The sequence below is a fragment of the Dyella sp. 01N448 genome, assembly GCF_056399225.1.
In genome coordinates this window covers 71217-90798 of record NZ_JBFTQX010000005.1, presented here as the reverse complement: position 1 = coordinate 90798, position 19582 = coordinate 71217, and the positions used below count along the sequence as shown (strand labels likewise).

At 61.6% G+C, this 19582-nt stretch carries 18 protein-coding genes; 12 read left to right on the top strand and 6 right to left on the bottom strand.

Annotation, left to right across the window (positions count from 1 at the left end; genetic code table 11):
* Positions 1-46 precede the first annotated feature (46 nt).
* Entirely contained in the window at positions 47-610 is a 564-nt protein-coding gene (locus AC1DKY_RS10040; RefSeq protein WP_441603863.1) for a hypothetical protein, read from the top strand.
* A 516-nt stretch (positions 611-1126) separates the two neighbouring features.
* On the opposite strand, the gene AC1DKY_RS10035 is transcribed toward AC1DKY_RS10040, so the two are convergent.
* Complete coding sequence (locus AC1DKY_RS10035) at positions 1127-1510, bottom strand: DUF3693 domain-containing protein (RefSeq protein ID WP_441603862.1); 384 nt, start codon at positions 1508-1510, stop codon at positions 1127-1129.
* A gap of 89 nt (positions 1511-1599) precedes the next feature.
* Here AC1DKY_RS10035 and AC1DKY_RS10030 point away from each other — a divergent pair, with 89 nt between their 5' ends.
* From AC1DKY_RS10030 to AC1DKY_RS09995, 8 genes are all read left to right on the top strand, one after another.
* Positions 1600-1830 carry a hypothetical protein gene (locus AC1DKY_RS10030; RefSeq protein WP_441603861.1) on the top strand — a complete coding sequence of 77 codons (231 nt, stop codon included), beginning with the start codon at positions 1600-1602 and terminating at the stop codon, positions 1828-1830.
* Complete coding sequence (locus AC1DKY_RS10025; RefSeq protein ID WP_441603860.1) at positions 1827-2021, top strand: hypothetical protein; 195 nt, start codon at positions 1827-1829, stop codon at positions 2019-2021. Before AC1DKY_RS10030 ends, AC1DKY_RS10025 begins: the two co-directional genes overlap by 4 nt.
* The gene (locus tag AC1DKY_RS10020; RefSeq protein ID WP_441603859.1) at positions 2018-2218 is read left to right on the top strand and encodes a hypothetical protein; all 201 of its coding nucleotides are present in this window, start codon (positions 2018-2020) and stop codon (positions 2216-2218) included. The genes AC1DKY_RS10025 and AC1DKY_RS10020 overlap by 4 nt, the downstream gene beginning before the upstream one ends.
* Before the next feature lie 223 nt (positions 2219-2441).
* The gene (locus tag AC1DKY_RS10015; protein WP_441603858.1) at positions 2442-3398 is read left to right on the top strand and encodes a replication initiation factor domain-containing protein; all 957 of its coding nucleotides are present in this window, start codon (positions 2442-2444) and stop codon (positions 3396-3398) included.
* Positions 3399-3416: 18 nt separating this feature from the next.
* Entirely contained in the window at positions 3417-3710 is a 294-nt protein-coding gene (locus AC1DKY_RS10010; RefSeq protein WP_477179911.1) for a hypothetical protein, read from the top strand.
* A 148-nt stretch (positions 3711-3858) separates the two neighbouring features.
* Positions 3859-4107 (top strand): hypothetical protein, encoded by a 249-nt coding sequence (locus tag AC1DKY_RS10005; protein WP_477179910.1) that lies wholly within the window; start codon positions 3859-3861, stop codon positions 4105-4107.
* Between the two features lie 26 nt (positions 4108-4133).
* Complete coding sequence (locus AC1DKY_RS10000; protein WP_477179909.1) at positions 4134-4376, top strand: hypothetical protein; 243 nt, start codon at positions 4134-4136, stop codon at positions 4374-4376.
* A gap of 94 nt (positions 4377-4470) precedes the next feature.
* The gene (locus AC1DKY_RS09995; RefSeq protein WP_441603854.1) at positions 4471-4914 is read left to right on the top strand and encodes a hypothetical protein; all 444 of its coding nucleotides are present in this window, start codon (positions 4471-4473) and stop codon (positions 4912-4914) included.
* A gap of 663 nt (positions 4915-5577) precedes the next feature.
* Here AC1DKY_RS09995 and AC1DKY_RS09990 read toward each other — a convergent pair.
* Complete coding sequence (locus AC1DKY_RS09990) at positions 5578-5712, bottom strand: hypothetical protein (protein ID WP_441603853.1); 135 nt, start codon at positions 5710-5712, stop codon at positions 5578-5580.
* A gap of 386 nt (positions 5713-6098) precedes the next feature.
* Here AC1DKY_RS09990 and AC1DKY_RS09985 point away from each other — a divergent pair, with 386 nt between their 5' ends.
* Both AC1DKY_RS09985 and AC1DKY_RS09980 read left to right on the top strand, forming a co-directional pair.
* Complete coding sequence (locus AC1DKY_RS09985; RefSeq protein WP_441603852.1) at positions 6099-6677, top strand: hypothetical protein; 579 nt, start codon at positions 6099-6101, stop codon at positions 6675-6677.
* A gap of 3 nt (positions 6678-6680) precedes the next feature.
* The gene (locus tag AC1DKY_RS09980; protein ID WP_477179908.1) at positions 6681-7943 is read left to right on the top strand and encodes a zonular occludens toxin domain-containing protein; all 1263 of its coding nucleotides are present in this window, start codon (positions 6681-6683) and stop codon (positions 7941-7943) included.
* Positions 7944-8877: 934 nt separating this feature from the next.
* Here AC1DKY_RS09980 and AC1DKY_RS09975 read toward each other — a convergent pair.
* The 3 genes from AC1DKY_RS09975 to AC1DKY_RS09965 all read right to left on the bottom strand — a co-directional run bounded on the left by AC1DKY_RS09975 (position 8878) and on the right by AC1DKY_RS09965 (position 15502).
* The gene (locus AC1DKY_RS09975; protein ID WP_441603850.1) at positions 8878-10545 is read right to left on the bottom strand and encodes an alpha-L-fucosidase; all 1668 of its coding nucleotides are present in this window, start codon (positions 10543-10545) and stop codon (positions 8878-8880) included.
* Positions 10546-10698: 153 nt separating this feature from the next.
* A complete protein-coding gene (locus AC1DKY_RS09970; RefSeq protein WP_441603849.1) occupies positions 10699-13707 on the bottom strand; it encodes a TonB-dependent receptor plug domain-containing protein in 3009 nt (1002 codons plus the stop codon).
* Between the two features lie 661 nt (positions 13708-14368).
* On the bottom strand, positions 14369-15502 hold the full coding sequence (locus AC1DKY_RS09965; RefSeq protein ID WP_441603848.1) for a sialidase family protein: 1134 nt from the start codon (positions 15500-15502) through the stop codon (positions 14369-14371).
* Positions 15503-15579: 77 nt separating this feature from the next.
* On the opposite strand from AC1DKY_RS09965, the gene AC1DKY_RS09960 reads away from it, so the two are divergent.
* Positions 15580-16947: an alpha-L-fucosidase gene (locus tag AC1DKY_RS09960; protein WP_441603847.1), complete on the top strand. Its 1368-nt coding sequence runs from the start codon at positions 15580-15582 to the stop codon at positions 16945-16947.
* 56 nt (positions 16948-17003) lie between these two features.
* On the opposite strand, the gene AC1DKY_RS09955 is transcribed toward AC1DKY_RS09960, so the two are convergent.
* Positions 17004-19565, bottom strand: a complete 2562-nt coding sequence (locus tag AC1DKY_RS09955) for a glycoside hydrolase family 3 C-terminal domain-containing protein (RefSeq protein WP_441603846.1) — start codon at positions 19563-19565, stop codon at positions 17004-17006.
* Positions 19566-19582 lie beyond the last annotated feature (17 nt).

Genomic DNA, 19582 nt, shown 5'->3' with positions numbered 1-19582 from the left:
GATCCAATGGATGATTTCCGCACCGCTATTGCACCGGGAGGACTACATGAAAGCGAACCAATATCGCGCCCTGGTCCTTGTTGTAGTGGCAGTAAGCGCCGTCGGCGGCGCAATGTATTTGAGTTTGCACCCCTTCGAAACGCTCCGGAATGAAGGCGAGTGGGTCAAAGCGCTCATCCAGGTGGGACTCATCGCGGTCTTAGGTGTCGTGACCACGGGAGTTCTCGAATCCTACAAGGATGGACTGCAGCGAGCTCGAGATCAAAGCAAGATTCGATTCGCGATTCTTGCTGACGTTGGTCGTATCTACATGGACGTCAAGTTAGTCCGTCGTCAGGCTCAAGGCATTGGCTCAATCCAACAAAACGACTCATCGACGCTCAATAAAAGGCAGGTTCGACTAGAGCTCCACAAGCACAACAGCGCGTCGTTCTTCCGTGGCGGGGCGGCCCTTGGGGGCATTCTAGAGCGGATGGAGAAGTACCTAAACAGGGTCGCAAACGAACCCGCTTCCAATGAACGTCAAGGGTTCCTTAGTGATGGTTTCAAAGCTTTCTCCAGAGACTTCCGAGATGCCATGGCAATAATGCAGCGAGACATCGCTGATTAGAAATCAGGAGGAAATCCGCGCTTTCTTCTCGCACCTATCGCCCTAATTCTGATCTGTTTGAGGATTTGTCCGGCTCTTCGTTGCCTAAATCATCTCAACGGGAGACTCGCAGGGAAGTCGATCGTGCTCGACAGGAAGCCAAGCAATGGCAGCAACGGCACGAAGGCGCGGAACGGGTTCAGAGAGATATGGCCGCTGCAATGCAGGGCCAGCTCAATTTAGTCGCCGCCCAGTCGCGTGACCTCGAACAAGAGACTGCGCGGCAAGCTGGCCAGATCGCCGGACTAGAAAAGGCGTTATCGGAAGCCTATGCGGCAGCGGCAAAACCCAAGCGTCCGCTTTCCCCGAAAGCACAGGCGTCCACACGCGCTCGCGCACCAAAGAAGTCGCCGGTAGGGCCAGGCCGCAAATAGCTCGGTGTCAAAAGATGACCGAATAAGCGGACATGACACGATTAGCGGACAAACGACAGAATTAAGAGGACAGCGACAACAGTCGTGCCAATCGCCAGATCCTTCAACAATTTCGCATAATGTATACAGGTGCCAATTGCGAACCGGCTTCCGAGCCGATTTTCGCGACTGTTGCGGCCTCGGCGTGACCTGGGAACAGGCCGACGGTCAGGGCTACTGCCGCAGCCATTTGCGCAAGTCGAAGCCACACCTTGCGGGCTTCTGGCGTTCTAGCGCGGTCGGCTTCGATTAGGGGTAGCCAGTGGGCTACAGATTCTCCGCAGCCGTCGCACATGATGGAGACGCTCTCGGCGTCCGGGTGCGACTTGCCGTGTCGCCACCCGCTCACCGTGGCGCGCGTGAGGCCTAGTTCAATGGCCGCAGCGTTATCCGCGCCGATGCCCTTTGCCTTCTTGTAGCGGTCGAGTAGCGTGAGTCCGGCGTTCATGTAAGAAACCCTTTGACAATGGTGTCAGAGGGTACTATACATGCCCCCGTTGTAAGAGCCTCTCTTACATTCGAAACGGGGAATCCAGCATGGTAATTGCCGCTCTGCGCCGCGCGCGCCGCCTCCGGCTCGTTCGAACCCTGGTTGATTTCGTCGGCCCTCTGAAGCCGTGGCAATTCCGCGTTGACTGCGTGCATCCGCAGGATTGGTACAGCCCCTTCAGTTTCTTTTTTGACAAGCGCCTGCGCGCGGCCAGCTACATGCAGGCAATGCGCGAGAAGGGCTGGGGTGTGTCGGTTCGCGGGGAGCGGTGGGCATGAATATCGTCGCCGTTGAGGCGCTGGCCTACGCCATCACTCGCATTTCCCTTTTCGCCTTCCTCGGCAGCTTTGCTGCCTGCTGGGCTGGTCGCTTCATGGGCGAAATGTCGTTTCATGGTGTCTGGCTGTTCGTGCGTCGTTCTCCGCGCTGGCGTCGTTTCGGCCGCGCGATGCGCAAGGTGATGGCATGAGCTTTGCGCCACTCCCGTCTGTCGCAGGCGTTGAGATCGAAGACATGCCGACCCTCGATGCCATCGAGCGCGCGCACTCGTATCTGGATCAGGCCGAGGAGTCGTTCCGCGAGGGTTCTCGCGCTGGTGGCATGTTCCTGCTGGGCAAGGCTGCGCATCTGCTGGAAGCCCTCGGCGCAGGGGAGGGCGAGGCATGAAGACCTTCTTGAAGTGGGCTTGGGCGGTCGCGGTGTGGGCGTTCATCTTGTTTGCCCCGCCGTTTCTCATCTGGGTGGTCTACGACCTGATGCGCCTGGGGTACTTGTGATGACCGCTCTTGCTCGCACCCATGACTTTGTAGCGGGCGGAGCGCCTGCAACGCGCCGTCGCTCGCAGAGGCCCGATAGTAATACGGGCCTAAACCCTCAGTCCCCAACCCGCGTGGGTTTTGCTCTTGGTATCGACTACTGCACGCTGGTGTTTCCTGCGAGCGAAGCGGAACGCCTTGAGCTCGTGACGGTGCAGGACGTTGTGGCGTGGCTCTATCCGAACGCGCCTCTCGCGGTCGGGCCGGTTGAGGCCAAGCGCTGGCAGTTCTACGCGGAATCCGCGTACATCTTCAGCCCTGACGGCAAGGTTGTCGGCCGCATTGGCCTTGGCGGTAACGGCAACGGCGTGTGCGTTTCGCTTTCCGGTGCCGGCTGCACGCTGGTCGATGATTGGTTTTGCGTGTCGGTTCAGGCCCGTCGTCTGCGCGCGCATATCTCGCGCGCGGACATCGCCTTTGATGACTTCGAAGGCCAGATTTTCCGGGATATCCGCGAGGTCAATGTGTGGGCGCTGGAGGGCAAGTTCGACGCCAAGCAGGGACGTCCCGCCGACACCTACATGATCGACGATCACGGCAAGGGTAAAGGTTGCTCGGTTTACGTGGGAAGCCGTGGCCGCAAGCAACTGTGCATCTACGAGAAGGGCAAGCAGCTTAAGGATCGCCATTCGCGTTGGATTCGCTGCGAGTTGCGCCTGTGGGCAGCGGACTGCGTTCTTCCGCTGGAACTGCTCTATAGCCCTCTGGCCTTCCTGCGCGGCTCCTACGCGTTGTTGGAGGAAATCCTGCCCCAAGAGGCGGAGGCGGCAAAGCCTGAGCGCATCGCGCGAACGGTGAATGCTACGGCGCACGCCGCCCTGAAGTTCCTTCGTACGCAGTGCGGGCCGACGCTTGACCTGTTTATTCGTGCCATTGGCCCCGACGTGTGGCCGCTTCTCCAGGAGCGCGTGCTGCGCTCTGAGGTGCCTCGCCGATTCAAGGGCGTGGCGCGTGATCTTGAAACCCTCCGAACCATCGTCCGCGAGCAACTCGGCTTCTCGCAGACGGATTACATGAATCTAGCCGTCTAAACGCCCAGGGAGGCGACCATGAACGAGAAGACCCATTACACCGTGCTCCGTGCCTACAACGAAGTGCGCGTCCACGAGGACAAGAAGGATTCCAGCAAGCGCCACGGCTTTCAGACGTGCGGCATCGTGAAAGGGGAGGGCCGGGTCGAAGAGTTCCAGCAGTATTTCGACCCCTCGCGCGCTTCGCATTTCCTCGCCCCGGGTGACTACGAGGTGAAGGCGGTTGGCATCTATCTTGACCGCGACGGGCGGTTGCAGATGGAGCGCGAATTCATCCCGCTCAAGCCTGCTGCTCGCAGCGCGGCAGCGTAACGCAGTCATGAACACGGTGATGGCATTGCTCGCGCTGTACGTGTTCTTCCTCGGCGTGCGCGAGTTGTGGTTCAAGGTGACGCGGCTCTGTGAGCGCGTCTTTCACCGAGGAATGTAGGTCGCGTGTGCGGCCTTAAGGATTCGCGGCATGGCGCTGTGCGTAGCACTCAACTCAGACGGAACACTTTCCCAGACAGGGCAGCCGGTCAGCGAGTGCGCAGGCTACGTAATGGTCTCCAGCAGCGAGTACGGCGTCTATCAGGCAGTTCAGGACGCCTTTGCAACGCCCACGGCGCAGCAGGCGACAACGTATTTCGTGTCGTCATGGGGTTGCGTGGTGGTGATGTACATCGTTAGCCGGTTGGCCGGCTCGGTGGCTTCGTTTTTCGGCAAGTAACTCAACGCAGACAAAGTGAGGAAGGTATGCAGAACGTCAAGTACAAGATCGTCAAGGGCGGCAAGGTGGTCGCGACCGGCGCGATGGTTGCCGCTGGCATGGTGGCGAATGGCGCATTTGCGCAGACCGGTGGTACCGATTTCAGCTCGATCCTTACGGGGCTGAGTGGTGCGACGGCGATCACGGCCATCTTGGGCGCGTGCGTGATCCTGGCCGCCGTGGGCTTCGCCAAGTGGGGCGGCAAGAAGGTGGCCAAGTTCTTCGGTTGATCGAAGTACTGGTCAGCTATCCCGCAGCAAGAACCTTCCCTGCCTCCGCGCGCGGTGGCGCGCGGAGCCAGGGAAGGGGTTTTCGGAGCTTCTTATGCCTAGTACATCACCTTGCGGTATCGGCGGCTCCACCAACGCGAATGGGGAGTGCACCGGGACCATTGGTCAGCAGGCTTCCGATGGTCTCGGCAAGATCATAGACGGCCTGTCTTCTACCTCGATCACGGGGGCGCTTATTGCGGCAGCTGTGATCGTTGCTGCCGTGTTGTTTGCTCGCTGGGGCGGGCGTAAGGTCGCGGCCTTTTTCGGCGCACGTGAGGCGGAGCTCAAGCGGCAACAGGACGCGGCGGACGCTGAAACGAGAGCCGCTGACAGCTTGCGTAGCGACTACCGGCGCAACACAAATTACGCCGATCTTGGCCAGAAGCTGCATGAGGCCGGCGAGTGGTTCGACCGCGAAGATGATCGCGAAGATGACGTTGAGGACGACGCGGAGTCTGACGAGGCTTTGGAATACGACGGAGGGCGCCGGTCGTGATTCTGTGTTTGTTCTTTGCGTTTATGGGCGCGCTTTCCGGCTGGGCCGTCGTGAAGGGACTTGACCCGTGATCGTTAGATTCGTCTTCTCGGTGGCGAGGCTCGCTTTCCTCTCGTCGCTATTGCTATCGCTCCTGCTGTTGCCCTTGACAGCGCTCGCCTGTGGCGTGGGTGACACGACCTATGCTCAAGCGCAGGCCTCTTGTCAGACGGCCCAGGCGAACTCATATAACCCGGCCTTGTTCCAATGCGTCTTGGACGCCCAAAACAGCCTGTGGAAGTTGATCGGTCCCGGTGGCGGAAGCTACGGAACGTTTGGTTTTTGCGGTGCGCCGCCGCCGTCATGCACGGCTGGTCAAGCGGTCGCCCCTGGTACTCAGGTGCAGCGATTTGATTCGATCGGTGAGACTTGCTCCGGCGGCTGCTCAATGGCGCTTAACGCGGGCACGATGTCGGGCGGCCAATGGTCGGGTGGTGGTGGTTACGTATTGACGGGTGCGGCGTGTGCCGGGTCTGGACCAGGCGGGAGTAAGTCGCTCACTAAGCCATCGGAGACCCACAACGCGGATGGCACAACGACAGACTGTGACCCGATTTCGGGGAAGTGTGTGACCTTCGGCACGACAGCACAGACTGTGCCGGCGTCGTCCAGTTCCTCGGCGAATCACTCGACGGACTCGACCAGTACGACGAGCAACCCGGCGACGACGAGCACCACGTCCAGCACTAGCACAACGACGGGCGATGGTACGGGCGGCACCGGGAACGGCACGACCACCACCGTCACGAACGGGTCCACGACCACGCCTGCGTCGTCGTCTTCGACTCAGAGCAAGTGTGATACGGGCGTTTGTGATGTCGGAAACGCGGACGGCGACACGGGCGCGCTGTACACCGCGGGGACTGATAGCCCGTCGAGTGTGTACTCCAACTTTCAGGCGCAGGTAGCCATCTCGCCCATTGTCTCAGCGGCTACAGGCTTCTTTTCGGTGTCGCTGAGCGGAACGTCCTGTCCCACGTGGCACCTGGCTGGCAACGAGTATTGGGGCGCGTCTGGCCTTGACCTGACTTTGTTCTGTGACCCTTCGTTCCTGGCCATCTTGGTGATGGCCGGCTATATCGTGCTGGGAGTGGCAGCCTTCTGTGCGTTCCGCATTGCTATCTATTAAGTGTGCGCTTCTCGTCGTGGCGCTCTCGTTCCTCGCGCTCGGCGTGGTGGTGCCTCGCGCTGCCCAAGCTCAGGGCGCCGGGGTCACTTGTAAGGTCATTAGCGGGGTCTACGTGTGCGGCGATGGCTCGCTCGGCAATTCGGGAAACGCCTGTGTCGTCGATACCGGTACGCTTGTGCAGACCTGTACCAGTAGCGGCGGCGGTACGGTCACTTCGCAGTTGTCGAGCCTGGGCACAGGCTTCGGGCAGCTCGTCGGTCTCCCGGCGCAGTCGTCTAGCACTGGCTGGCTGAGCAAGCTCACCGGGTGGATCGCCAACGTAGTGCATACGGTGTTCGTTGCGGCGGTGCAGGTCTTGAAAGACCTCGTGACGTACATCATCGGCGTGGTTTTAGGCCTTGTTGCGTCGGCTATCAGTGCTATCGGCGTGCCGTCGTGGCTATCGCAGTACTCCATGGGTTCGATCCTCGCGAACACCGGTTCGACTCTCGCATTTTTTCTGGTGCAGTTGCAGATTCCCGCAGGGCTATCGCTTATCGGCGCGGGCTACGCCTTCCGCTTGACGCGGAAATTCCTGACTCTTTTCCAGTGGTGACCTATGCTCGTTTTTAACGAAGGCGTGCCCGGTGCGGGCAAGAGTTACGATGCCTTGAAGGAACACATCCTGCCGGCATTGGCGAAGCGTCGTAAGGTCTTTGCGCGACTGAACGGCCTGGACCACGCCGCGATTGCCGCGCACCTTCAGATGTCGGTTGATGACGTGCGCGAATTGCTGGTGTGCGTAGAAGAAGACAAGGTGCTTGAGCTGCCGAAGGTTGCAGAGAACGATGCACTGATCGTGATCGATGAGGCGCACAAGTACTACGTGGCCAGTCGTGAGCCGATGGCGGTCGAGCAGGAGAACTTCTTTGCGGAGCACCGTCACGACGGTCAGGACATTGTTTTGATGTCGCAGTGGTACAGGCGTTTGCATTCGGCGGTTCGCGCTCGCGTCGAGCGTAAGGCGGTTTTTCAGAAGCTGACCGCCGTAGGTGCTAAGAACAGCTACCGCGTCACCTACTATCAGAGCACCCATCCCGATCGCTTCGAACAGACCGGTGCCGAAACGAAGAAATACGATCCAGCGATGTTCCCGCTGTATCACGGCGTGCGACCTAGCACGACGAATACGGAGGTCTACACCGCTGGTGGTCGTACAGTGTGGGCGCAGATCATTAAGCACGCAATTTGGATGGTGCCCTTGACTATCTTGGGCGTCATCATGTTCGTTCGCTTTTTCAGTTCGAGTTCTCCGATGCTCAGGGATGCGGCGGTGCGCGCGGAGCAGCGCCAGGTCGCGGGCCCGCAGGTGTCTGCGGTGCCTCCTGTGGCTGCACCTGTTCAGCAGGTGACTAAGCAGGTCGTGGCCGGTCGCAAGGCCGTGGATACGAAGGGTATGCCGGATGAGGTGGCCTATGTGTTCGACACGTCGGGGAGCGCGAAGCCGCGCCTTGCTGCCGTAGGCACGGTCGATGGCGGCCCAGGATGGGGTGTGATCGAGTGGCAGGGTGATCAGGGCGGCGTGGTCGAGCGGCTTACATTTGCTCAGCTGCGCGATATGGGGATGACTGTTGAGGTCCATCAGTACGGCGTGAAGCTGAAGTACCGCGACCATGCCATGGTCGTTACCGCGTGGCCTGTTCCGGTGGAAACGAGCGACAGAGCCCGCGATGTGGCGGGGGATCAGCATCAGCGGTCAAATGGTTCGTCTCCTGAGCCGGTTTCCTCGCAAGAGTGGAAGGAAAACGCCCTGGCTAAGGACTACACGCCGCCTGATCTGCTGCACGGGCCTAGCCGTTCTGATTGGCGCCCAGCCCATTGACGGCGTGGCGAGCCGTGATTGGTGGTCCGTAGGACCACGAAGCCCCGGAGGGGCGCAACCAAGGGCAGGGGAGAGGGCAATAGTGGAGTGAGGCTCACCCTGCCCGCATATCCTCTCTGCGTGGTCCAGTGGTCAGAACCTTCTCCCGCCAAACTCGCTTTTGATACTCTGTTCGCAAGGAACAGGGGCAGGCTATGACAACTAGGGACAGGCTTAACTACGCTTTGGCGTTGGTGCTTTTTGCGGCGACCATTCCCATGTATCGGTACATCATCGAACGATCGCGCGTCGGCGATAGTCGGCCATCTGAACAACCTTCTCTCGTGACCGTGGCGCGTACGAGTCCCGTTGTTCCGCCGCAGCATGTTCGTTCGACGGGACTGCCTGCGGTTCAGTGCGTGAAAGGGAAGCTGTATCGATATGACCCGGATGGACTTGTCCTGTCGGGTACGTGCCCAGTGGCAGCTGGCACTGGGAACCCTCAAAGCTCGACAGCCACCGACTGAAAGCGCGGAGACTGGTCGGTGTGATTTGGCTGGTTTTGAAGGTCTGACCAGGCGCTATTAGCCGGTTTTGCCGAATTCGCCAGCCAGTCCATGTGCCGGCGAAATCGTGGCTACAGTTGACCTGATCTTGCAGAAGTTGGGCGATTTGCAGGAGCGTGACCACCTGGCCGGATGGCGTTGTGAACTGCTGCAAATCGTTGTCGTAAAGCCAGTTTAAGCGGGTACGGCGGCGAGGCATGGGCCCGTTCCGTGGGTCAGGGCGGCCAGCCAAGCCAGGAATGTGCCAAGGCAATTGCTGCCGTGTCTCCGGCGCCTTCCATTTCGCATAATGTATATTATGTAAAATTACAAAATGACCGGCGCCAGCCTGGCCCCTTTGCTGTTGGCTCTCCCCAAGGCCCGCTCCCATCAACCTCCGGCTCCTCAACCTAGTAGTCAATCCGATACACATAGGCGTGCGGGCCTGACGGACGCGTTGGCAGCTCTAGATGTAGACCGTCCGCTTTCTGGTGGAATGCGATCGGCTTGCCCGTGGCCAGTAGCGTTACTTTTCGGACCGTCGTCGATGGCGCGATGGAATGGATCAGCGCCTGGTTGTTCGCGGGCCACTCCATCTCGATGGCGTAGAGGTGGCCGTCGTGGGTGGTGAATCGGAAGTCTTCGGGCGTATAGGGTTTGGTCTTGGTGTCCCGCATGGTGCCGGCGGCGACTTGGGTTGGGCCTTCGCCGAAGCGCTGCCATGGCCTGGAGCCGTAGATGGCGTCGCCGTTGAGTTTCAGCCATTGGCCGACGGCCAGCAGGATGCTCTTTGCCTCGTCGGGAATGCTGCCATCGGCTTTGGGGCCGATGTTCAACAGCAGGTTGCCGTTTTTGCTAACTACGTCGGCGAGCAGTTGCACGATCTCGTCGGGTGACTTGTAGGTGTCGCCTTCGGCGTAGCCCCAGGAGTCCGGGCTTACGGAGGTTTCGGTCTGCCAGGGTTGCGCGAGGATATCGGCGGCCTGCCCTCGCTCGATATTCAAGGTGCCGGTGCCAGGCATCATGTTGTCGAGCTTGTAGTTGAGCACCACACCCTGATCACGCGTTGCGGCCTGGTTGTAGTAGAAGGCGGCGAATTCGGCGAGTGCGCCGCGAAAGCGCGGTTGGCCGACCCACCAATCGAAATACATCAGATCCGGATGGTAGTCCTGCACGATTTCGGACGAGCGTGCGAGCCAATCGTCGAGATAGGCGTCCGAAACGAAGGTCCAGTCGACGTCCTTGCCATCGGCACCCTTGGCCGATTCGGTGGGATGTGCCGGTCCGTAGAGCGACGCGTACCTGGGATCGTTGACGTCGGAATCGAAGCTGCGGCCGTATTCGTAGAACCAATCGTGTTCCGCACGATGCGAAGACAATCCAAGCTTCATGCCTTGCGCGCGGATCGCCTTGGCGAGTTCGCCGATCACGTCGCGATGCGGCCCCATCTTTACAGCCGTCCAGTCGGACAGTTTGGAGTCGTACATGGCGAAGCCGTCGTGGTGCTCGGCAACGGGAACCACGTAACGCGCACCTGCCGCGCGGAACAATGCGGCCCAGGCCTGCGGATCGAAATGCTCTGCCTTGAAACGTGGAATCAGATCCTTGTAGCCGACCTGGGGCATCGCTCCATAGGTGCTCACTTGATGTTGGTAGTAATTGGCGTACTCGCCGCTGCGTTCGTACATATGGCGCGGATACCACTCGCCCTTGTACGCCGCCACGGAATACACGCCCCAGTGAATGAAGATGCCGAACTTCGCATCCTGATACCACGCTGGCGTGCGATAAGCGGTAAGGCTTTTCCAGTCGGGAGACATCGGGCCTTGCCAGGCCGCCTTGTGCGTTTGCGCAAGTATGGCTTGACGTGCGCCATCGAAAGGACGATTCGCATCTTCCCATTGGTGTTCGATCGTTGCCGCATCCGGCGGTGCGAAACTTTGCGGTGGATTGCCAGCGACAACGGCTGTTGTGCATAAGGCGCAAGCCATGCCCAGCCAAAGGCGGCTATGCGGCAAAGCGAATGAAGACTTGGCGGGCGCGCGGGTTTCGCGGGCCTTCTTCTTCCACAACGACATACGCCCTACTCCTTGATTCACACCGGAAGGCGCCCATCAATGGAAGTGCGCCTCCCCTGCCCTTGCCGTCATGAGCGGGCCGGCCTCGGGGACACCGAGGCCGACCCGTCAGACGGGGAGAGTCATGCCTGCCACAGGCTGGGAAACACGGGTTTATTTGAACTTGTAGTCGAACGTCAGGAAGATTTCGCGGCCGTTGTACTCATCGGCGGTCTGACCCGTCGTGACGAATTCGAAGCCGCCGGCGTAGTACGGGATGGAGCCGACCTTGTCGAAGATGTTGGATACGGTGAGCTTCAACGTGGTATCGGGATTCATCTGCCAGCCGACTGCCGTGTTCCAGGTGATCCACACCGGCGTCCTGCCACGATACGTCGCGGAGTCCACGGCCACCGGGTTGCCATCCTGGGTTACCTGGCACACGCCCGTGCTGATCGACTCGCTGCCGTTCTGCACGTTGACCATGCCCGGCTGGATGCCATTGGGCAGCACGACGCAGCCGGCGTAGTTCGGAGCGCGCATGCTGCCGTCACGCACACCGGAGATCGACACGTTCCAGTCGCCCTTGGTCCAGTCGGCGATCCAGGTCATGCGGCTTGCCACATTGTTGTAGCGAGTGTTCTGCAGCGGGTCCGAAGCCAGCACGCGCTGCTTGTACGAAAGGTTGTCGGTGTAGTTGATGCCGGCGCGGAAGTTGCCGTAGTCGTCGGTGTGGATCTTGTAATCGAGCGATGCATCGATGCCGCTGACGTACAGCGAAGCCTCGTTGATCGGGCCGGACTCTTCCGAGACGATCTGGCCAGCTGCATTGCGCTGAACCATCTGGGTCACCATCTGGCAATACGCCGAGCCCGGCACATGCGCCGTATACGGCGACAACGCCGACGTACCGTTGGCCTGCAGGCCGGTCAGGCAGCCGGCCTCGTCGACCAGCACGGTGTCTTTGTCCAGATACTCGATCGCGTTGTCCACGCCCATGTGCCAGTAATCGGCGGATACCGACAAGCCCTGCACGCCCGGAATCTGCCACACGAAACCATAGGTCCAGGAGTGGCCGGTCTGCGGCTCCAGCAGGCGGCTGCCGTTGGTGTTCAAGTTGTAGTACTGCGAGGTCGGACGCTGCACCAGGCTGCACCAGGTGCTGTTGGACTGGCCAGACTTGATCGCGTTGATGCATTGCAGGGGGTCGAGGTAATCACCCACCGGCGAGGTCGAGCCGGTCAGGTAGATGGCCTGCATGTCCGGCGCCTTGAAGTTGGTGCCGTAGCTGCCGCGCAGCAGCAGGCCGTCGTACGGACGGTACTCCAGGCCCGTGCCCCAGGTCTTGGCGATGTCGGCCATGCTGGCGTCGTTGTACTTGTCGCCGCGACCGGAAATGGTCCAGGTCAGCGAATCAAGGATCGGCACGCGGAACTCGGTGCCCAGCGAGAAGCGCTGGCGCGTGCCGCCGCCGGTGAGATACGCGCCGAACGGATTCTGGAACGTGGTCGGGTCGGCAGAACGCGGGTCAGGCGAAAGCAGGAAGCCGTTGTGCGCGGCTTCCAACACGGCTGCCCAACCTACCGACTCGTCCACCCACGGCAGTTTGAAAAGATCGCCATTGATGCGGAATTGCGCCTGGTCCAGCCACGATGACGAGGTGTTCTCGCCATTGACCGCGAACTGGCCGTATTGCTGCGGGGTGATCGGATTCCACCACTGCTGCCAGTTCATGTTGTAGATCGGCAAGCCGTCGGCCGTGGTGCCCTGCTGCTTGCCGAGGAAGAAGTTGTTCATGCCGGCGACGTTGATGCCCGTATAGTCTTCGCGCACCGTGTACTTCTGGCTGTTGAGGTTCAAATCCCAGTTGAACCGGTTGTCGAACATGGTGCCCTTCAGGCCAACCTGCAGGTTCCAGTTCTGCTCGCGGTCATGCGTATTGGCCGCCGTGCCCATCTCTTGCGCAGTCAACTGGCGGATGGCCTGGTTGATGGTCTGCCCCGTGCTCTGGTCGTAGAACTGGCCGGTGACTTCCACGGGCAGCTGGGTGTTGGAGATGCCCGTCGTGTCATACAAGGCGGCCGAACCATACAGCTGCAAGCCGTTGCTGAAGTCGTACTCGCCGGCGATGTAGCCGTTCTGGCTGCGGGTGCCAGGCGTCAGCACCCAGTTCTGAAACAGCGCGGGCTGCGAACAGTAGTAACCGTTGTCGGTGATGCTGGCGATCTGCGTGCCATTGGTGGTGACCGAATGCGACTGGCTCAGCTGCGAGTTGGTGAACTTCGAGCAGCTGCCCGCCGGCGGCGTGATGTAGTGGCCGTTGGCATCCGTGGCGGAGAGCGCGATGGCGCCGGCAGCGTCGTACTGATAACCGAACATGCGCGAGGCTGGGCCCCATGCGCCATAGCCTGCATCGGACACCGAGTCCTGGTACGGACGATCCATGCCCCACAACGCCGTTCGGTTGTACTGCTCGAGGTTGTACAGGATGTGCCAGTTGCTGCCGGATTTACCGCCGAAGAAGTTGATGTCGCCGTAGTTGCGGCCACCACGCGTCGCCGTGCCGCCGGTGATCTGCAGCTCGTCACCCTGATAGTTTTTCTTCAGGATCACGTTGATGACGCCCGCCACCGCATCCGAGCCATAGATCGACGAGGCGCCGGAGGCGAGCACTTCGACATGGTCGATCATGCCGAGGGGAAGGTTGTTGTAGTTCTGAAAATTGCTCTGCTTGTTGAGCGGCTGCGGGTAATCCACCACGCGATGGCCATCGATCAACAGCAGGCTGAAACCGGGGCCGACGCCGCGCAGGTTGACCGAGCGCGCATTGACCGAGCTCGAACCCCAGGAGGCCGGATCCGACGTCTGCTGACCCACCTGCGGCAACGAATCGAGGAACTCCCACAGCGTGGTGAAGCCCTGATCCTTGATCTCCTGGGCACTGATGGAGACGACTGGCGCCGGTCCTTCGACTTGCGCGCGCGGGATCATCGAGCCCGTGACCGTGACGCCCTGCAACTCGACTGCCTTGTCCGACTTGCTGGACGAAGGCGCACCCGATGACTGTTGTGCGGACGACTGATCGCTGCCGGCTGGTGCCGACTGGGCGAAGGCGAGTGGCGTGAAAAGCGCCAGCGCCATGGAAGTGGCAAGTACGCTGCGTCGCAAACGGATTTTTTTCATGGTTAACCCTCCCCGAAAAGCTTCAATGGTGTGATTGCTGTTGAGCCTTGCGCTCACCAGCTCTATTCACTTCTTGTGCGCTGTGTTCGCTCGCCTGCCCCGGTCCGCTTTCGCGGTCCCCATCCCGGATCAGACGCTTCAAGTCGTCCTGCTGGTGATCAAGCTGCGTAACGGCTTTGCCCAACCTTCTCCGTGCCATCCGCTGCTCTTGGTTCCGACGTTCTTCCCATACAAGAACGGCTCTTTCCGATGTGTCCTCTTCGAGTCGAGGGCTCCAACCACAGCCAACGGAGATTCATGACGCCTGCTCTGCATCGGGCCATTCGTTCACCTTGGTCCAGGTCGCGTGTGCCAAGCTCGCGCCCCGCACGCCCCATTCCCGCCTGCCTCCCCGTCCCGCCCCTGCGAGAAGAGATTCATATACGAACTTATAGTTCATATTTGACTTAGTTATAAGCCTAAACTGGATCGATGCAAGTTGCATTGCAACAATCTTGAAAAGAACTTGCCCGGCAGACGGCCACTTGCCTGCTCAATGCCCCTACGATGAGAGCCTGCTGGTTTCGCGCCCCTCCCTGCGGGGCGGCGCCCTCAATCACGAGGGCCTGGGTCCCGGCCCTGGACGCGCTCATGGGCGTCCCTGGCGGGGGCAACGTCCCGGTCAGTGCGGGACGGCTGAGTCGCCTGACACGATCGGCGGGATGCTTTCAGACAGGCGAGCGGTGGCGTCGCTCAGGCGCGCGGGATCGATCACTACATGACGCATGCGCGTTCTCCGCCACGTGTACAAGACATGGACTAGTCCATCGCGCGACTGGATCACGGCCGGGTAGGAGTACTCCTGGCCCGGTTGGTCTTCGAGCGTCAGCACCCTCTTCCAGTGCAGGCCGTCGGCGCTGATGGCGACTGCCAGCGTTCCTCGTCCGTCCCACCACCGGGACCCGGGCGACGTCGGGTTGTAGACGAGCAGATCGCGGCCGTCCGCCAGGGATGCGGCGTCGATGCCTGAGTTGGGGTTGTCCACGTCCAGCAGGCGCAATGGCGACCAGTGGTGCCCGTCATCGGCGGACTGCGACCAGAACAATTTCCCTTGGCGCGTGCGGCCAATGGCCTCGATGCCGCCGTCCTGCTTCGGGAGCAAGCTCGGTTGAATGGCCTCGATGCCGCGCGATGATAGATCGCTGCCAGCCACCCAGGTTCTGCCGTCGTCCTCCGACCGCTCGACATGAACTCGCCAGCCGCCCCGTTCGGTACTGGATGGACTGAGGATGTCGCCATTGGCCAGTTGAATGGGTTTGTTCTTGATCGGCCCGAGGATGCCGGGCGGAAGTCGATGCGGTGCCGACCATGTGGCGCCGTCGTCAGCGGAGGTCGTCAGCATGCCCCACCAATGCTGCGGATCCGGGCCGATCTTGTAGAAGAGCATCAGCCTGCCCGTCGTCGACCGGAACAGCACCGGGTTCCAGGCGGGCCACCGCGAGCCGTCCGATTGTCTGCCGTTGGCGATCTCGCGCGGGCTTATCCAATGACCGGAAACCTGGCGGGACATCCAGATGCCAACACTTGGGTCTCGCTCCTGCTTGCCGCCGAACCATGCGGCGACGAGCCCCGTCGGTGTTTCAACGATCGTGCCGGCATGGCATTGCGCCGTCGGTGGGTGCGTTAATACGAACTCGGACGAAACCACGGATGTCTGCGCCGCTTCGCCACGAAACGTCATGACGAAGAGCAAAGCGAAAGCGAGGCGAGGCCTGTTCGACCTCCCCTTCGGCACGGCGCCATATTTGATTGACACGACTGCGTTTCCCGTCCTCTAATGAAAACTTCCATAAGGACGTATTAACGTCCAAATGATTGTTGCAAAGGTGGCTAATGAAGCGACTTGCCCGAACCGTTCTTGGCGCCGCCTTGGCGCTCTCTCTTTTTTCGCAGGCATCGTTGGCGCAAGGCGCGGCGGATACCAAGCCATCCCCCCAGCAGATTCACTGGCAGGATCTGGAGTTTGGCGTGATCGTGCATTTCGGCACGAACACCTTCCTCGATCGCGAGTGGGGCGACGGCACAGCCGACCCCAGGGTGTTCAATCCCGACCATGTCGATGCGGCGCAATGGGCACGCGCCAGCCGCGCAGCGGGCGCGCGCTACATGGTGATGGTCGCCAAGCATCACGATGGCTTTGCACTGTTTCCGACGGCGCAGAGCGACTACTCGGTGAAAAGCAGCCCGTGGATGAATGGCAAGGGCGATCTTGTGCGCCTCGCCTCCGACGCGGCGCGTGCCGAAGGACTGGAGTTCGGCGTCTATCTGTCGCCGTGGGACAGGCATGAGCCGCGCTACAAGCAGCCGCAAGCTTACGATGTGTATTACCGCGCCCAGGTGGAGGAATTGGCCCAGCACTATGGGCCGCTGGTCGAGTGGTGGCTCGATGGCGCAGGCAGCGCCGGCCATGTCTACGATTTCCCGCGCTACATCGAAACGCTGCGAACCTATCAGCCCAATGCCATGGTGTTTGCCGACATGGGCTTGTTCGAGTACGGCGACCTTCGCTGGGTGGGCCAGGAGGATGGCTATATTCGCGGCGAGAACTGGAACGTCATCGACCGCCACGGCTACCAGCGCTGGCGCCCGGTGGAAGTCGACACCCCTCTGCATGACCTGCACTGGTTCTGGCACCCCAACGACGAAGTCACGCTCAAGAGTGTCGCCAAGCTCGTGGACACCTGGGAGAACAGCGTCGGGCGTGGCGGACAATTGATGCTGGGCATCGCGCCGGATCGCCACGGCCGGCTGCCCGATGCCGACGTCGCCCGCCTCGAAGCCTTTGGCAAGGCGCTGCGTGCGCGCTATGGCGATGCCAGCAACCTGGCGCGCCATCACGTGCAGACGGACGAAAACACCGAGGCAGCCCTGGACGGCAACAAGGACACATTCTGGTCGGCGCCGGCTGGCTCCCGCCACGCCACGCTCGAAGTCGACTTCGGCCACCCGGTGACGTTCGATCGCACGCTCGCGATGGAATGGCTGGACGACGGGCAGCATGTGCGCAAGTACGCCATCGAGGTTTTCGACGGCAAGGCCTGGCATGCGGTCGCCAACGCTGAAGCCATCGGCCACATGAAGATCGATGTGTTCCCTCGCGTCACTGCGCAACGCGTGCGACTGAACATTTTGTCCAGCGTCGGCGATGCATCCATCCGCGAATTCCAGGTGTTCGACGCCGGCGCTTTGCCTTCGAACTGACATGGCGCCGACATGCGGCGCCAGGCTGGCGCTGATCATGCCATTCATCGGCATGCTCAGCGCGGCACGTCGGCGTGTCCTGCGATGGTGAACGCCACCGATGGCTGCCCCGACGAGGGTTGGTGGCCGCCTGCGAACAATGCGTAGCGCCCTGCCCTGACGGCACGCACACCGTCGGCATCGACCAGGCTCAGGGCGCGCGCGTCAAGATGGAAATGCACGGCACGCTGCTCCCCTGCGGCGAGGGAGACACGCTCAAACCCCATCAGCGCCCGTTGCGGTGCATCGGGGGCGTCCGGATACGCAAGATAGACCTGCGCTACTTCGTCGCCGCTGCGCGTTCCGGTGTTGCGCACGTTCACCGCGACGTCGAGCGCGTCGCCGGCCTTCAGGTTTTGCGCGGACAGACTGGGCGCGTCATAGGCGAACGTGGTGTAGCTCAGGCCATCGCCGAACGCATACAGCGGCTCGCCCTTGAAGTAACGGTAAGTGCGACCCTTCATGCCGTAATCGATGAAAGGCGGGAGATCGCGCACGTCGCGATAGAAAGTCACCGGAAGGCGGCCAGCGGGATTGATCACGCCGGCAAGGGTCTGCGCCACCGCCAATCCGCCCTGCTCGCCCGGATACCACGCCGCGATGATCGCGTCCGCGTGTTCACTGGCCCAGTTCAAGGCCACGGCACTGCCGCTCATCAAGACGACTACCAGCGGTTTCCTGGTGGCGGCGACCGCCTCCAGCAGTTTCTGCTGCGACGCAGGCAGATCGATGGCGGTCCGATCGCCGCCCATGAAGCCCGGCACGTCGACCTTCAGTTCCTCGCCCTCGACACCTGGCGACAAACCCACGAAGGCAACCACGGCATCGGCATCGGCGGCCGCCCTGACTGCCTCAGCGAGCTGTGCATCGGCGGGCGCCATCCATTCCAGGTGAATGCCTTGGTCCTCGCCGCTGTGCTCCCATTCCAGGCGCAGATCGTGCGGACGCGTATCGGCAAAATGGATTTTCACGGCAGGCGGCTCATCGCTGCCCGAGCTGCCAGCGATCAGATGGCCATCGAGATAGAGGCGCACAGGGTCGTGCCCGCGACAGTCGAAGCATCGATCCACGCGCACGGCCAGGGTGTAGTCGCCCGCGCCGGGAGGCAGCAGTTGGCCTGTCCAGCGCACTGCGTAGCGGGATGCATCGAGACCATCCGCGGGCGGCAGGTGATCAGTATCCAAGTCGATCCGGGCGTCGGAGCGCGTCATCACCGGCTTGCCGGTCAGGCGGGCATCGCGAAAGTACTCGCCCTTGAGATTGGATAGTGCCGTCACGGGAATCGGAACGGTCACGCCATCAGCAAGCGTGGCGCCTTGGGCGTAACGCACGTTTTGCTCGCCCCATAGTGCGCGCACGCCATCGAGCGGCGTCACGGGCTGTCGAGCCGTGCCGTGGTAGTTGGCTTCCAGCACGGACAAGGCGTCGGTGTTTGGCCCCACCACGGCGATACGGCCGCCGGGCTTCAATGGCAGTGTATTCGCGCGATTCTTGAGCAAGACGATCGATTCGCCTGCAGCACGCAGCGCCAGTGAGCGATCAGCATCAGGGGCGACCCGCGGCGTCGGCGCCGATGCGTCGAACATGCCCAGGCGATAGCGCGCGGCGAACAGGCGCGTTGCGGCCACATCGAGGTCACGCTCGCTGATCCGGCCATCTGCCAGCGCGCCGCCAAGGCCCGCATACGCCGAGCCGCAGTCCAGGTCCGTGCCCGCGCGCAACGCGCTGGCCGATGAGCCGGCGTTGTCTTTCTGGTAGTGGTGGAACATCGTCATATCGTCCACCGCATCGCAGTCGGACACGACGAAGCCCTCGAAGCCCCAGTCTTTGCGCAGGCGCTCGCCGAGCAGCCACGGCAAGGCGCAAACGGGAACGCCATGAATCGCGTTGTAGGCGCACATGACCGAGCCCGCGCGACCCTCCACGATCGCAGCGCGGAAGGCGGGCAGATACGTGTCTTCGAGATCATGCGCGGATACATCGACATCGAAGCCATGACGGCCGGGCTCCGGACCGCTATGCACGGCGAAGTGCTTGGGCGTGGCGATCACCGTGGGATGCGCAGGGTCATCGCCCTGCAGTCCGTCGATGAAGGCCACGGCAAGCGTTGCCGTCAGGCGTGGATCTTCGCCATAGGTTTCCTGGCCTCGCCCCCAGCGAGGGTCGCGGAAGATGTTGATGTTGGGAGACCAGATCGTGAGGCCGTTGTAGCGTCCATGATTGTGCTGCAGACCCGTAGCGAGGAACTTGCTGCGCGCCTGCGTCGCCACTACGCCGCCCACGGCATGAAGCAAGGCGGGATCCCAGCTGGCCGCCAAACCGATGGCCTGCGGGAATACGGTCGCCTCGCCAAAGCGGGCAAAGCCGTGCAGCCCCTCGCTCCACCAGTCGTACGCGGGAATGCCAAGGCGCGGGATGGCCGGTGCGGCACTTTGCAACTGCGCGATCTTCTCTGCCGACGTCATGCGCGCGACCAGACTGGCCGCCCGCTCCGTGGCCTCGTCGGCCGGAGCGGGCGTCGCCAGCAAGACGCCGAACAGCAGGGTCGCCAGCAGGCAGGCCTGATGTAATCGCCTCATGCGCGTCTGCTCCGCCT